The 14,184-nt window shown below is 65.4% G+C and carries 13 protein-coding genes; 9 read left to right on the forward strand and 4 right to left on the reverse strand.

From position 1 onward, the window contains the following. Positions 1-203: 203 nt before the first annotated feature. Positions 204-908, reverse strand: a complete 705-nt coding sequence (locus QPK27_RS11025) for a 2OG-Fe(II) oxygenase (RefSeq protein WP_290418312.1) — start codon at positions 906-908, stop codon at positions 204-206. Positions 909-919: 11 nt separating this feature from the next. Further along, positions 920-1,474, reverse strand: coding sequence for a cob(I)yrinic acid a,c-diamide adenosyltransferase (locus tag QPK27_RS11030; protein WP_290418280.1), 555 nt, complete (start codon positions 1,472-1,474; stop codon positions 920-922). A gap of 88 nt (positions 1,475-1,562) precedes the next feature. Between QPK27_RS11030 and QPK27_RS11035 the strand changes: the two genes are divergently transcribed. The 6 genes from QPK27_RS11035 to QPK27_RS11060 all read left to right on the forward strand — a co-directional run bounded on the left by QPK27_RS11035 (position 1,563) and on the right by QPK27_RS11060 (position 7,448). After that, on the forward strand, positions 1,563-3,047 hold the full coding sequence (locus QPK27_RS11035; RefSeq protein WP_374047051.1) for an FAD-linked oxidase C-terminal domain-containing protein: 1,485 nt from the start codon (positions 1,563-1,565) through the stop codon (positions 3,045-3,047). A gap of 11 nt (positions 3,048-3,058) precedes the next feature. After that, positions 3,059-4,120, forward strand: coding sequence for a glycolate oxidase subunit GlcE (glcE, locus tag QPK27_RS11040; protein ID WP_290418282.1), 1,062 nt, complete (start codon positions 3,059-3,061; stop codon positions 4,118-4,120). A gap of 3 nt (positions 4,121-4,123) precedes the next feature. Beyond that, positions 4,124-5,359 (forward strand): glycolate oxidase subunit GlcF, encoded by a 1,236-nt coding sequence (glcF, locus tag QPK27_RS11045; RefSeq protein WP_290418283.1) that lies wholly within the window; start codon positions 4,124-4,126, stop codon positions 5,357-5,359. A gap of 265 nt (positions 5,360-5,624) precedes the next feature. Further along, on the forward strand, positions 5,625-5,939 hold the full coding sequence (locus tag QPK27_RS11050; RefSeq protein WP_290418284.1) for a hypothetical protein: 315 nt from the start codon (positions 5,625-5,627) through the stop codon (positions 5,937-5,939). Between the two features lie 95 nt (positions 5,940-6,034). Then, on the forward strand, positions 6,035-6,511 hold the full coding sequence (locus QPK27_RS11055; protein WP_290418285.1) for a hypothetical protein: 477 nt from the start codon (positions 6,035-6,037) through the stop codon (positions 6,509-6,511). A gap of 10 nt (positions 6,512-6,521) precedes the next feature. Continuing rightward, positions 6,522-7,448, forward strand: a complete 927-nt coding sequence (locus QPK27_RS11060; RefSeq protein ID WP_290418286.1) for a DUF2145 domain-containing protein — start codon at positions 6,522-6,524, stop codon at positions 7,446-7,448. 147 nt (positions 7,449-7,595) lie between these two features. Here the strand turns inward: QPK27_RS11060 and QPK27_RS11065 are convergent, their stop codons facing one another. After that, the gene (locus tag QPK27_RS11065) at positions 7,596-8,066 is read right to left on the reverse strand and encodes a pilin (protein WP_290418287.1); all 471 of its coding nucleotides are present in this window, start codon (positions 8,064-8,066) and stop codon (positions 7,596-7,598) included. A 227-nt stretch (positions 8,067-8,293) separates the two neighbouring features. On the opposite strand from QPK27_RS11065, the gene QPK27_RS11070 reads away from it, so the two are divergent. Next, entirely contained in the window at positions 8,294-8,761 is a 468-nt protein-coding gene (locus tag QPK27_RS11070) for a tetratricopeptide repeat protein (RefSeq protein ID WP_290418288.1), read from the forward strand. Between the two features lie 45 nt (positions 8,762-8,806). Here QPK27_RS11070 and QPK27_RS11075 read toward each other — a convergent pair whose 3' ends face one another. Beyond that, entirely contained in the window at positions 8,807-9,289 is a 483-nt protein-coding gene (locus QPK27_RS11075; protein ID WP_290418289.1) for a glutathione peroxidase, read from the reverse strand. Positions 9,290-9,484: 195 nt separating this feature from the next. Between QPK27_RS11075 and QPK27_RS11080 the strand changes: the two genes are divergently transcribed. Beyond that, positions 9,485-11,800, forward strand: coding sequence for a TonB-dependent receptor domain-containing protein (locus QPK27_RS11080; RefSeq protein WP_290418290.1), 2,316 nt, complete (start codon positions 9,485-9,487; stop codon positions 11,798-11,800). 159 nt (positions 11,801-11,959) lie between these two features. Next, a complete protein-coding gene (locus tag QPK27_RS11085) occupies positions 11,960-14,143 on the forward strand; it encodes a TonB-dependent siderophore receptor (protein WP_290418291.1) in 2,184 nt (727 codons plus the stop codon). The last annotated feature ends 41 nt before the right edge of the window (positions 14,144-14,184 follow it).

Here is a 14,184-nt window from a genome sequence, read left to right on the forward strand (position 1 = left end):
ATGTACCGGAAGTGAGAGCGCGGACCGGGATGTTTCCGCACGTCACTATTTTACCGATACAAATCCGCTAAAAGCGAAAAATCATGAAATTCCGTTGCGTGCTTTTCACGAAATAATGAACAAAATCGCAGACTGAACATTAAATACCGCATTTTGTTATGGTTCAATTGCGAAATATCGGTAATATTGCGTAGGGAAGTCGTTCAGGTAGCCGGCTGCCCGAATAACGCTTCGGCACGCTGGTACAGGATCCACGAGGTGGCGATGTACTTGTCGCCGCTTTTCGCCACGTTGCCCTTGTGCGTGTGGGTGAACCCGGCCGGCGCGATCACCAGCCGTCCCTTCTTGGGCGCGATGCGGCGGCCCTGGTACATGAATTCGGTCTCGCCACCATCTTCCACGTCGTTCAGGTAGAACATCCACAGCAGCACCCGGTGCAGCGACTCGCAGCTGGCGTTCTGCGGATAGATCTCGGAATGCCAGTGGTGGTAGCCGCCGCTGTTCTGCAGGTACTTCTGCAGGTTGATGGTGCCGGGGCGGTACAGCACGCGCACCAGGTCTTCGATGTAGCCGCGGCCGATCTCGTCGAAGTTGGCCATCGTCAGCACGGTCGGGGCGCCGGTCTGCGGGTGCGCCAGCGTCGGCGACAGGGATCCCATCAGCATCATGCGGTAGCGGTCGACGTACTGCACCAGGTGCCGCATCATCGATGCGAGCAGCAGCCGGGTGGCGTCTTCCCATTCGGGATAGCCGTTGATGGTGATGTCGTAGCTGTCCTTCTTGACCACGTCGACGCCGTTGCCGGTGCGTCCGCGCACCACCTTGTCGCTGGCGTCGAAGCGCGCCACCAGGGCGTCGCATTGCTGTGGCGTGAGGGCGTCGTCGTAGACGCCGATGAAGTCGTCCATGGCGTTCACGCTCAGCCCCGCTTGCGCTCGTGCTGCCACAGCACGTCGCTGCCGCCGGCGAAGCGATTGAGCACGCGCGCCAGCACGAACATCAGGTCGGACAGGCGGTTCACGTACTGGCGCGGGTGGGCGTGGATGTCTTCTTCTTTCGACAGCGCGACGATGGCGCGCTCGGCGCGGCGGCACACGGTGCGGCACACGTGGGCCGTCGAGGCCGCGCGCGAGCCGGCCGGCAGGATGAATTCCTTCAGCACCGGCAGGTCGGCGTTGTACTTCTCGAGCAGGGCGTCGAGGCGCGCCACGTGTTCTTCCTTGATCATCTGGTAGCCGGGGATGCACAGCTCGCCGCCCAGGTCGAACAGGTCGTGCTGGATCGAGACCAGCTCTTCGCGGGTATCCGCCGGCATGTCTTCGCACAGCAGCAGGCCGACAAAGGAATTGAGCTCGTCGACCTCGCCCAGCGCGTGGATGCGCGCGCTGTCCTTGCCGGTGCGGCTGCCGTCGCCCAGGCCGGTGCTGCCGTCGTCGCCGGTGCGGGTCGCGATTTTCGAAAGTCGGTTGCCCATGATTTGCCTTATCTTTCAGCTAAAAAAACGATGGGTCGAGGATACGCCAAAACGCTGTAAAAGTGCTTACAATCGAGCCATGCAAGAGATGGTTACAGACCCGGCTTTTGACATCGCAGCGCGGCGCGCCCAGGTCGCCGCCGCGCTGCGCGCGCGCCTGCCCGCGGCTTGCGTGCTGTCCGATCCCGAGGACACCCGTCCCTATGAATGCGACGGCCTGGCCGCCTACCGCCAATTGCCTTTGATCGTCACGCTGCCGACCGATGAAGCACAGGTGCTGGCGATCCTGGCGGTGTGCCGCGAATTGCAGGTGCCGATCGTGCCGCGCGGCGCCGGCACCGGCTTGTCGGGCGGCGCGCTGCCGATGCTTGACGGCGTGGTGCTGTCCACCGCGCGCATGAACCGCATCGTGCATGTCGATCCGATTGCGCGCACGGCCGTCGTGCAGCCGGGCGTGCGCAACCTGGCGATCTCGGAAGCGGCCGCGCCGTATGGCCTGTACTACGCGCCCGATCCCTCGTCGCAGATCGCCTGCACCATCGGCGGCAACGTGGCCGAGAATGCGGGCGGCGTGCATTGCCTCAAATATGGCCTCACGGTGCACAACGTGCTGCGCGTGCGCGTCGCCACCATCGAGGGCGAGGTCGTCGAGCTGGGCGGCGCGGCACCCGATGCGCCGGGGCTGGATTTGCTGGCGGTGTTCATCGGCAGCGAAGGCATGCTGGGCGTGGCGCTGGAGGTGACGGTGAAGCTGGCGCCGCGGGCGGCGCTGGCGCAGGTGATCATGGCCTCGTTTCTCGACGTGACGGCGGCCGGCGACGCGGTGGCCGCCGTGATCGCGGCCGGCATCATCCCGGCCGGGCTGGAGATGATGGACCGCACCTCGGTGCGCATGGTCGAGCCCTTCGTCAAGGCCGGCTATGATCTAGACGCTGCCGCGATCCTGCTGTGCGAGGCCGACGGCACGGTGGAAGAAGTGGCGGAAGAGATCGCGCGCATGCGCGCGGTGCTGGGCGCGGCCGGGGCGACCGCGATCACGGTGTCGCGCAGCGAAGCGGAGCGGGTGCGCTTCTGGTCCGGGCGCAAGAACGCGTTTCCGGCGGCGGGGCGCATCTCGCCCGACTACTACTGCATGGACGGCACCATCCCGCGCAGGCAGCTGGCGCGCGTGCTGGCGGGGATCGCGCAGATGGAGACCACGTATGGCCTGCGCTGCGCCAACGTGTTCCACGCGGGCGACGGCAATATGCATCCGCTGATCCTGTTCGACGCCGGCCGGCCGGGCGAATTCGAGCGCGCGCAAGCCTTCGGCGCGGCGATCCTGGCGCTGTGCGTGGAGGTGGGCGGCACCATCACCGGAGAACACGGCGTGGGCGCGGAGAAGATCGATTCGATGTGCGTGCAGTTCGGGCGCAAGGAGCTGGACGCCTTCTTTGCCGTCAAGCGCGCGTTTGACCCTCCGATGCTGCTCAATCCGGACAAGGCGATTCCCACGCCGCACCGCTGCGCCGAATTCGGCAAGCTGCACGTGCACCACGGCGCGCTGCCTTTCCCCGACCTGCCGCGTTTTTGAATGGGGCCGCCTTGGACCAGCTCATCGACTACTTCCAGCAACGCGTGCGCGCCGGGCGGCCCTTGCGCATCCGCGGCGGCGGCACCAAGGACTGGTATGGCCAGCAGCCGCAGGGCGACGTCCTCGACGTGCGCGGCCATGCCGGCATCGTCGACTACGAGCCGACCGAACTGGTGATCACCGCGCGCTGCGGCACGCCGCTGGCCGACATCGAGGTTGCGCTGGCCGAACGCCATCAAATGCTGGCCTTCGAGCCGCCGCACTTCGGACCCGGGGCCACGGTCGGCGGCGCGGTCGCCTCCGGCCTGTGCGGCCCGCGTCGCGCCACTAGCGGCGCCGTGCGCGACTTCGTGCTGGGCGCGCAGCTGCTGGACGGGAAGGGCGACGTGCTGGCCTTCGGCGGCCGGGTGATGAAGAACGTGGCCGGCTACGACGTTTCGCGCATGCTGGCCGGTTCGCTCGGCACGCTCGGCGTGATCCTGGAAGTCTCGCTCAAGGTGCTGCCGCGTCCCGTCGCCGCAGCCACGCTGCGCTTCGAGCTGGGCGAGCTTGATGCCATCCGGCGCCTGAACGAATGGGGCGGGCGTCCGTTGCCGCTGTCGGGCAGCTGGTGGTGCGGCGGCGTGCTGATGCTGCGCCTGTCCGGGGCCGAGGCGGCGGTGAGCGCGGCGCGGCGCCTGCTGGGAGGCGAAGCCGTGCCGGATGCCGACGCATTCTGGGCCGCCGTGCGCGAGCAGCGCTTGCCGTTCTTCGCCGGCGACGAGGCGTTGTGGCGCCTGTCGCTGCCGTCCACCTCCGGCGCCATCGGGCTGGAAGGCGCGCAGGCGATCGAGTGGGGCGGGGCGCAGCGCTGGCTGCGGGCGGGCAGCGGCGCCGCCACCGCGCAGGCGATCCGGCGCGCGGCCCAGGCTTGCGGCGGGCATGCGACGCTGTTCCGGGACGGCGACAAAGCGGTTGGCGTGTTCCAGCCGCTGACGCCGGCGCTGGAGGCGATCCAAGCCAGGATGCAGGACGCGTTCGATCCGCAGCGGATCTTCAACCGTGGCCGCATGTTCCCGCAGCGCGAGGGTTGAACGATGCAGACCACGCTCGCCGCTTTCCTCCAGGGGACGCCAGAAGGCGCCGAGGCCGAAAGCATCCTGCGCGCCTGCGTGCATTGCGGTTTCTGCACCGCCACCTGTCCCACCTACCAGTTGCTGGGAGACGAACTCGATGGCCCGCGCGGGCGCATCTATCTCATCAAGCAGGTGGTGGAGGGCGCGCAGCCGACCCGCAAGACCCAGCTTCACCTGGACCGCTGTCTCACCTGCCGCAACTGCGAGAGCACTTGTCCGTCGGGCGTGCGCTACGGGCGGCTGCTCGATATCGGGCGCAAGCTGGTCGACGAGCGGGTGGCGCGGCCGCTGGGCGAGCGCATGCGGCGCATCACGCTCAAGGAGGTCTTGCCGCGCGCGCGGCTGTTCAAACCGGCCTTCAGGGCGGGGCAGGCGTTGCGTCCTTTGCTGCCGCCCGCGTTGCAGGACAAGCTGCGGCCGGCGCGCGATCCCGGCCGCTGGCCGGCGCGGGCGCACGCGCGCAAGATGCTGGTGCTGGACGGCTGCGTGCAGCCGGCGCTGGCGCCCAACATCAACGCCGCCGCGGCGCGCGTACTGGATGCGCTGGGCGTGCAGCTGATCGCGGCGCCGAAGGCCGGCTGTTGCGGCGCGCTGCGTTATCACCTGAACGACCAGGACAAGGGGCTGGACGACATGCGGCGCAACGTCGATGCGTGGTGGCCGTACATCGAGCAAGGGCAGGTGGAGGCGATCGTGATGACGGCGTCGGGCTGCGGTGTGACGGTCAAGGAATACGGCCACCTGCTGGCGCATGATCCGCAGTATGCCGAGCGTGCGCGGCGCATCAGCGCTATCACGCGTGACTTGTCGGAGGTGTTGCTGCAGTTCGAGCAGCAGGTCGCGGTGCTGGCGCAGGGTAGAAGCGGCGGGCGCGTCGCGTATCACCCGCCCTGCACGCTGCAGCATGGGCAGCAAATCCGGGGCAAGGTGGAGAGCGTGCTGAATGCGGCCGGCATCGACGTGGCGCTGTGCGTCGACAATCACCTGTGCTGCGGTTCGGCCGGCGCGTATTCGATGCTGCATCCCGATATCGCACACGCACTGCGCGAGCGCAAGCTGGCCAGTCTGGCGGCGACCGGCGCCCGCGAGATCGTGTCGGCGAATATCGGCTGCATCACGCATCTGCAGTCGGGGACTGCGGCGCCGGTGACGCATTGGATCGAGTTGCTCGACTCGATGATTGGAAATCACCGCTAGCGAAACCTTTTGGCCCGCGCCCCTCAGCACGTCGTTCCCGGCCTCGTCGGCCACCTTGGCGGGAATCCAAGTTCGCCGCATTGCCGATATGGCGAGCGTAGTTGGTGGTGCGAGCAAACTTGGGCCCCCGCCTTCGCGGGGGTGACGGTCTTGAGGGCGCGGGAGCATGGCTGGTGAGCCGCGTATCTGCCCGCATCCGCCTGCACCCGATCCACACACGTGATAGCATCGCGCCGATACCATCCACCCACCACCACATACCAACGTGAGCTTCACCTTTCAACTCGTACGCGATGACGAGGGCTTTCCCACCGCAGTGGTCTTCGAGGACAGTACCAGCCCCGGCCTGGTCCCGGTCTGGGAAGCGGCCGGCGTCTACGATGCGCTCTACAACAGCGATGGCCAGCTGGCGCGCGAGGTATCGCGCGCCATCTCGTATGGCCTGGACCGCGTCACCGACGACGCCACGCTGCAGCAACTGCTGCCGCCAGGCGTGTCGATGAACGAAGCGATCCGCTTCCTCGACAACGTCAACCGCGGCTGCATCACGCATGGCGCGGCGTGGATTCGGACGCGTTGAGTCGTCAAACCGTGTCGCGGCCGCGACGGATGGGTAGTCGCCGGCTGCAACTGCTTGTACCATAAGGACATTCAGCTCGACCGGAACTTAATTCAATGACCACTTCCATCCTTGCCCGCGCCCTGTGCGCCGCGACCTTCGCCGCAGCCTCGACTGCAGTTTTCATGGCGCCGGTGCACGCCGACAGCTTCGCTTCCTCGGCCTCCAGCGCGGGTTCGGCCTCGTCGGCCAGCATCTCGGATTCGATCAGCAGCTCCAGCAACAGCTCGAGCGGCGACGACCGCATGGCTGCCGGCCAGTACCGCGTGATCGACATCGCCCAGGCGCCGGCCAAACCGAACACTACCCGCATGACGCTGCGCGCCGTCGCCGGCGGCCCGGCGCAGAGTTATCACCTCGACGTGCCGAATCGCGCGCTGGCCCAGCGTGGCGTGTCCGTGGGCGAACTGGTGCAGGTGAACGAGCGCGTCTACGGCTACGAGTTCGCCTACGCCGACACCCGCCGCCCGTTCTTCCTGGCGCTGCAGGACGACTGGCAAAACGACCTGGGATCGCGCAAGGTCACGATCTGATCCCTCTTTGATGCCATTCCACGTAGCTGCATCCAGGCTTGCCCTGGCTGCGCTGGCGCTGTGCGCGAGCGCCGGCGCGGCGGCCGGCATGCCCGACTTCTGCGAACGCACCAGCAAGATCACCGCCGCCGAACAGGACCGCGTGCTGCGCTTCGCCGGCGTGGTCAAGCAGGAGCTGGAGCGCTCCGGCGCGCGCGTGGCGCTGATCGCGCGCGCGGGGCTCGACCTGAGCCGCTTCGGCCTGCTGTATTCGCACGCCGGCATCGCGCTCCGGGACAATCCGGGCGGCCCGTGGGCCGTGCGCCAGCTGTACTACGCCTGCGACGACGCGCGTCCGCACCTGTTCGACCAGGGCGTGGCCGGCTTCACGCTCGGCGCCGAAGCGCCGAGCCGCGGGCACGTCTCGCTGGTGTTCCTGCCCGATGAAGAGAGCGTACTGCTCGAACGCGCCGCCGCCGACAAGCGCCTGGCGCTGCAGCTGCTGGCCGGGAAGTACAGCGCCAACGCGTACGCCTTCGGCACCCGCTACCAGAACTGCAACCAGTGGGTGGCGGAGCTGATCGCCAGCGCATGGGGCGGCTTCGATGGACACGATGGCGCGCATGGCGGCACGCGCGAACATGCGCAGGCCTGGCTGCGCGAGCAGGGCTACACGGCGGGGCCAGTGAGAATACCGTCGCACTGGATGATGTTCGCCGGGCAGTTCGTGCCGCTGGTGCACGTGGCCGACCATCCGGTGGACGACCTGCATGCGCTGGCGCTGCAGGTGAGCGTGCCGACCTCGATCGAGGACTTCGTGCGGCGCCATGCGCCGCAGGCCCAGCGCGTGGAGCTGTGCCACGACGAGGGGCGGGTAGTGGTGCATCGCGGCTGGGAGCAGCTCGGACCGGATTGCCGGCCGCTCCCGGGCGACGAGGTGATCGCTATCGCGCCGTAGCGCAGCGCATGTTGCCTATCGTTGCACAATATCCCATCCATGCTTCCAGCCCTTATTACAAAAAGCTGGAATAACAAACGGCCCGGTCGCTTAGCGAACGGGCCGGCGGGAATCGGTGATTAAACCGATTCCACACATACTAGATGATTACAGCTTTGGCAGGTACTTCGCTGGAACCATTGCAGTGGTGATGGTTTCAGGATACTTGGTCGTGCACTGAGCACCTTCGACGCAGGTAATGTTGTACACAACGGTCTTATCATCGAAAGTAGTGCTGTTGAAACCTTGCATTGCGACGGTCACAACACCTGCAGTTGCGGAGGTAGCGGTTACAGTGACCGACTTTACGTACTTGCTGGTGATTGCAGTTGCGTCTGGCAGATTCAGCGTCGCGTTAGTCGTAGTGGAAGACAGTGAGCCTTCGTTGAATGCCTGTGCAACTGCCAGACGTGCTGGGCCCGAAATCGATGCTGCTTCGCTGACTTTTGCTTTCGCGGTGTAGTCGCTGTAAGCTGGGATCGCCACTGCGGCCAGGATACCGATGATCGCAACAACGATCATCAGTTCGATCAGGGTGAAACCTTTTTGTGCTTGCTGCTTCATTGGTGCGAATTTCATGAGATTCTCCGAGTGGATGATGTTTCGTGAGCCGGGTTGGCTGTACTTTACTTAGAGCAATAGCTGTGCCAGGCTGAAATCCCCATTTTTCGTTGTCAAGAACGCATTTTTACGGCCGTGCCAGCCATTTGGCACCGAAAAACCCCTGCCACCTGTCAGTGCTGTTGAGTCTGCCAGAATCCTGGCAGCGTATTTTGATTGCCATGTGGCAAAAGAATGAGAGTGCCATGCAGTTCATTAACATCGCCACCGCCATGACCCTGACCGGATGGAGCGAACGCACCTTCTGGCGCCGCTTCGCCGACGGCTCCGTCAGGCGCGACACCAACAGCGCCGCCGGCAAGTCGATGGTGGAATTTGACTCGATCAAGCCGCACATGCTGATCCCGCTCGGCGCGGACGACTATCCCCTGGTGCAGGCCGCCGACGGCGGCAACGCCGAAGCGCAGACCGACCTGGCGCTGCTGTTCATCTCGCATCACAAGCTGAAGCAGGGCGTCGCCTGGCTGGAGGCGGCCGTAAAGCAGGAGCATGCGGCGGCGATGCGCCTGATGGGCCGCTGCCATATCGAAGGCCAGGGCGTGGACCAGGACGACAACCTGGGGATGATGTGGATCGCGCGCGCCGCCGCCAAGGGCGACCCGATCGCGCAGGCGCAGATGGGTGCGATCCTGCAGAAGGTAGTCGAGGACTGAAGCGGGCGTCGTTACACGCGACCCCGCTCCAGATAACAGGTCGAATCAGCGGGCCAGCAGGATTTCGATATCGCGGCTCAATTCTTCCGGCTCGGTCTGCGGCGCATAGCGCTTGAACACCGCGCCATCCTTATTGATCAGGAACTTGGTGAAGTTCCACTTGATCGACTCTGTCCCCAATACGCCCGGCGCCTCGCCCTTCAGATAGCGAAACAGCGGATGCGCGTTCTCGCCATTGACGTCGATCTTGGCGAACATCGGGAAACTGACGCCGTAGTTCTTTTCGCAGAATGCGCCGATCTCGGCCTCGCTGCCCGGTTCCTGGTGCCCAAACTGATTGCAGGGAAAGCCCAGCACCACCAGACCGCGCTCCTGGTAGTGCCGCTGCAGTTCTTCCAGCCCCGCGTATTGCGGCGTGTAGCCGCAGGCGCTGGCGGTATTTACGACCAACAGCACCTTGCCGCGATACTGCTCCATCTCGACCGGCCTGCCATCGAGGCTGATCGCGTTGAAATCAAACACATCCATCTCTCTCTCTCCATTGTTATAGGTAGTGGAGTTTACGACAACACGCGGCCGCACGTATCGTCGCGCACATATGCATGCCATCCAAATGCGGGACAACTGTTGCATTTGTTGGCCCTTAGCATTTCTTAACAATTTTCGAAGCGGGCGCATGCGACAATCACGCTCGTTCAAATTGACCAGCCTTATCCACGCTCCATGCCAGTTCTCCGCCAGTCCGTATTACTGCTTGCCCCGATCGTCGCCGGTACGCTGCTCGCTCCAGGCCTCGCCGCCGCCCAGCAAACCGGGCCCGTCTCGCCAACTGTCGCCGCCACGGCCACCACCGCCGTCGAACCCCAAGCCGCCGCGCAAGTCGCGGCGCAGGTAGCCGCGCAGGTGGCCGAAGTGCCGGTCCAGTCCACCGTCGCCGTCAGCGCCGCGCGCTCGTCGAACCGCATCGACCGCCAGGCCTACGACGTCAAGAGCGACACCGCCTCGACCAACGACACCGTGGCCGACACCTTGAACAAGGTGCCGTCGGTAGCGGTCGACGCCGACGGCAACGTCACCCTGCGCGGACGCAGCAACGTGCAGATCCTGGTGGACGGCAAGCCGTCGGCCATGATGCAGGGCGAGAACCGCGCCGCCGCCCTGAGCGCGCTGCCGGCGGCCGACCTGGAATCGGTGGAAGTCATCAACAACCCCGGCGCCCAGTTCGGCAACGAAGGCGGCGGCGGCCCGATCATCAACCTGGTGATGCGGCGCGAACGCACGCCGGGCGGCTTCGCCGCGGTCAATGCCAACAAGGGTACCGAAGGACGCTTCAATGCTTCGAGCTTCGGCAGCTACACCACCGGCCGCATGAGCGTGCAGGGCAGCCTGTACGGACGCCGCGACAGCCGCGGCTCGGAAGGCGAGACCACGCGCGACCGCATCGACCCGCGCACCGGCGCGGTGGCGCACAGCACCCAGTCCTCGCACAGCGACACCGACACCGACTCTGCCGGCTTCAACGGCTCGTTCAGCTACAACCTGGGCCAGAAGGACGTGCTGGCCGCCACCGCCAGCTTCTCGGCCACCTCCAACGACGGCGCGTCAAGCGAGCGCTATCGCAGCACGGGCCTGGACGGCCTGGTCGACAGCGAATACCTGCGCAGCAGCGTGCGCGACGCGAACACCCGCAACTACGCCGTCAGCGGACGGCTGGACCACAAGGGCGAGTTGCCGGGCGAGGTGCTCAAGCTCGACCTGCGCGTGTCCGGCTCGACCTCGGACACTGACATCCGCTACGCCAACGACTACACCGTGCGTCCAGCGAATGCGCTTGACGCGCGTACGCGCCAGGACAACCTGAACGAAACGCGCGTGATCGACTTCACCGGGGACTACGAGCGTCCGGGCGAGGCCGGCGTGCTCAAACTCGGCTACAAGGTGGCGCGCAACAGCAATACCATCGACACGCGCTTTCTGAACGTCGACCCGGCCTCGCTGGGCGAGAGCATCAACCCGCAGCGCACCAACCGCTTCGAATTGGACGAGACCACGGTCGCCCTGTACGGCACGTACCAGATGCGCCTGGGCGAAAAGTGGGGCGTACTGGGCGGCCTGCGCGGCGAGTACACCGACCTCGATCTGGACCAGGTGACCACCAACATCCAGGCCGGCAACCATTACTTCGACGCGATCCCGAGCGCCTTCCTGACCTACGATTTGTCGGACACCACCGCGCTGCGCCTGAGCTACGCGAAACGCATCCGCCGTCCCGGCGCCGGCGACCTGAATCCGTTCGTGATCTACCGCGATGAACTGAACGTCTCGTCGGGCAACCCGAACCTGCAGCCGACGTCCACCGACTCGATCGAGCTCGGTCTCGAGACCAAGCTGGGAACCGTCGAGACCAACGTGCGCCTGTATGCGCGCAAGGACAGCGACCTGATTTCGGAGCGCCGCTACTTCATCTCCGACACCGTGCTGCTCACCACGCGCGAGAACCAGGGCAGCAGCCGTTCGGGCGGCCTCGAATTCACCTTCAGCGGCCGCGCCACGCCGAAGCTGACCATCAATGCCAGCGGCAACCTGGGCTACTCCGAACAGTCGGTGCTGGGCACCGCCAACACCAGCGAGAAACGCAACGCCACGTCCCTGAGCGGCCGCGCGCGCATCGCCTACCAGATCAACCCGACCAACAACCTGCAACTGGTGCTCAACGCCCAGGGCAAGACGCTGTTCGGCGAAGGTTATCGCCAGCCGACCCGCAGCGCCGACATCAGCTATCGCCGCAACCTGAGCCAGGCATTGAGCCTGGTGGTGAACATCAACGACGTCTTCGATTCGCAGAAGTCCGAGTCGATCACCGAGACCGACCTGCTGCGCGAATACAGCGTTCGCTGGCCGGAAGGACGCCGCGTGTTCGTCGGCCTGTCGTACCGCTTCGGCAGTTTCGGCAACGGCGGCCAGCGCGGACTGCGTGGTCCTGGCGGTCCCGGAATGGGGCCGCCGCCGGGTGGCGGCATGGGGCCTGGCTTCCGGTAAATACAGGCGGTATCGCAAATCGGTAGCCCATTCGGCTGCCGTTTTTTATGCGGTATAAATATTTGAACAACCATGAGTTGAGCGTGATCGGCCTATGCCAGAATACGGCACCTTCGTTCCTCCTTCTGGTTTTCGATGCTCCGCCCAACACTCCTCGCATTGTCCCTCGCCACTGCATTCCCAGCGTTTGCCCAGACCGATACCCCGTCCGCGCCCGCTCCCGTAACCCCTCCCGCGCCAGCGTCGGCGCAGCCCAAGACCACTACCGACACCATCCAGACGGTCGAGGTCAAGGGCGGCGCCAACAGCTACGACCCGCGGCGCGACGACACGGCCAGCAAGATCGTGGTCTCGAACGAAGAGATCAAGCGCTATGGCGACACCTCGATACTGGACGTGTTCAAGCGCCTGCCCGGCATCACCGTCGCCGGCGGCGGCGGACGTGGCGGCGGCGAGATCCGCATGCGCGGCCTGGGTAGCGGCTACACGCAAATCCTGATCAACGGCGAACGCGCGCCGGCCGGCTTCTCGATCGACGACCTGTCGCCCGACGTGATCGAGCGCATCGAGATCCTGCGCGCCGCCAGCGCCGAGTTCTCGACCCAGTCGATCGCCGGCACCATCAACATCGTCCTGAAGCGCACCGTGCGCACCGCGCAGCGCGAAGTGCGCGTCGGCTACGGCAAGAGCGAAGAAGCGAGCAACCCGGCGGCCAGCGTGCAGCTGTCGGACCGCGCCGGCAAGCTGTCGTATACACTCGGCGCCAGCTTCTGGCGCTACAACTTCGACCGTCCGTCGCCGTTCGACGACGTGCGCACCGATCCGCAAGGCGTTGTAACGCAAGCGAGCCGCACCGAGCAGCAGGATCGCGGCAGCCCGAAAGGCATCAACCTGACGCCGCGCCTGAACTGGACGCTGGAGAACGGCGACACGATCAGCTGGCAGACCCTGTTCAGCTACAACCGCAACAACTACCAGGGCGACGCCGTCACCGACACGCTGCTCGGCCCTGCGCCGCTGTACGACGTGCGCGACATGAATAGCAAAGGCACCAGCGGCCTGGCGCGCTCGGACCTGAACTGGGTGCACAACCTGGAAGACGGCGCCAAGCTGGACCTGAAACTGGGCGTCAACGGCTCGCGCAACCGCGGCACCTGGCGCGAGTTCGACTACAACACCGATCGCCTGGCGCGCGACTCCACGGTGCTGAGCGACACCGACGAACGCGGCGTGACCAGCGTCGGCAAGTACTCGACGCCGTGGAAGAAGGACCATGCGCTGTCGATGGGCTGGGATGCTGGCTATACCGAACGTGACGACGGCCGGGCAGAGAATGAGCTGTTCCCGCTGCGCGGCACGCGCAACGATTCGGACGAACGCGCCGACGCCACCATCGAGCGCCTGGCGCTGTTCATCCAGGACGAGTGGAACATCAGCAAGCAGTGGTCGATGTACGCGGGCCTGCGCTGGGAAGGCATCGAGACCACCACCGAGGGCAATACCTTCGACACCGCCACCAACCGCGCCAGCGTCTTCAGCCCGCTGGCGCAGACGCTGTACAAGCTGCCGGACAGCCGCGACCAGGTGCGCCTGGCGCTGACCCGCACCTTCAAGGCGCCGGCGGCCAACAACCTGATCCCGCGCCGTTTTACCACGCCGAACAACAGCCAGACCGAACCCGATTATCGCGGCAATCCGGATCTGAAGCCGGAACTGGCGACCGGTATCGACGCGTCGTACGAGCATTACTGGGCGGAGAAGGCGCTGCTGTCGGCCAGCGTGTCGGTGCGGCGTATCGAGGACTACACGAGGCAGGGGCTGGTGTTCGAGGAGGGGCGCTGGATTCAGACGCCGATCAACGATGGCGATGCGGTGTCGCGCAGCCTGGAACTGGAGGCCAAGTTTCCGCTGTCGGCGGTGCTGAAGGATGTGCCGGATATGGACCTGCGGGCGAGCGTGTCGCGCAACTGGTCGAGCGTGGATGCGGTGCCGGGGCCGGATAACCGGCTGGATCGGCAGACGCCGTTGTCGGCCAATCTGGGTGTCGACTATCGCACGAAAGACGGCAAGCTGACTACGGGGGCGAGCTTTGCGTTCAATAGCAGCGTGCCGACGCGGGTGAATGTGGAGCAGTTCCGGTATCAGAGCGTGCGGCGGGATCTGGATGTGTATGCGTTGTGGAAGGTGGCGCCGAAGTATCAGGTGCGGTTTGCGGTGAGCAATCTCCTCAGGACGGATGGGGTGTCGGAGTCGACGTATGTGGATGAGGGTGGGGCGTTGCGGAGGACGAGTTATAGCGAGGGGTATGCGATGGGGAGGGTGACGTTGGAGTCGCGGTTTTAAATTTTCAGTATGAACGTATAGGTGGTGATTTAAAAAACTTC

It is taken from the genome of Massilia sp. YIM B02443 (assembly GCF_030411955.1).
Taxonomy (GTDB): domain Bacteria; phylum Pseudomonadota; class Gammaproteobacteria; order Burkholderiales; family Burkholderiaceae_D; genus Telluria.

Coding starts and splice junctions, on each gene's coding strand:
- QPK27_RS11025 (WP_290418312.1), bottom strand. CDS start 908: ATGGACGACTTCATCGGCGTCTACGACGACGCCCTCACGCCACAGCAA.
- QPK27_RS11030 (WP_290418280.1), bottom strand. CDS start 1,474: ATGGGCAACCGACTTTCGAAAATCGCGACCCGCACCGGCGACGACGGC.
- QPK27_RS11035 (WP_374047051.1), top strand. CDS start 1,563: ATGGTTACAGACCCGGCTTTTGACATCGCAGCGCGGCGCGCCCAGGTC.
- glcF (WP_290418283.1), top strand. CDS start 4,124: ATGCAGACCACGCTCGCCGCTTTCCTCCAGGGGACGCCAGAAGGCGCC.
- QPK27_RS11055 (WP_290418285.1), top strand. CDS start 6,035: ATGACCACTTCCATCCTTGCCCGCGCCCTGTGCGCCGCGACCTTCGCC.
- QPK27_RS11060 (WP_290418286.1), top strand. CDS start 6,522: ATGCCATTCCACGTAGCTGCATCCAGGCTTGCCCTGGCTGCGCTGGCG.
- QPK27_RS11065 (WP_290418287.1), bottom strand. CDS start 8,066: ATGAAATTCGCACCAATGAAGCAGCAAGCACAAAAAGGTTTCACCCTG.
- QPK27_RS11070 (WP_290418288.1), top strand. CDS start 8,294: ATGCAGTTCATTAACATCGCCACCGCCATGACCCTGACCGGATGGAGC.
- QPK27_RS11075 (WP_290418289.1), bottom strand. CDS start 9,289: ATGGATGTGTTTGATTTCAACGCGATCAGCCTCGATGGCAGGCCGGTC.
- QPK27_RS11080 (WP_290418290.1), top strand. CDS start 9,485: ATGCCAGTTCTCCGCCAGTCCGTATTACTGCTTGCCCCGATCGTCGCC.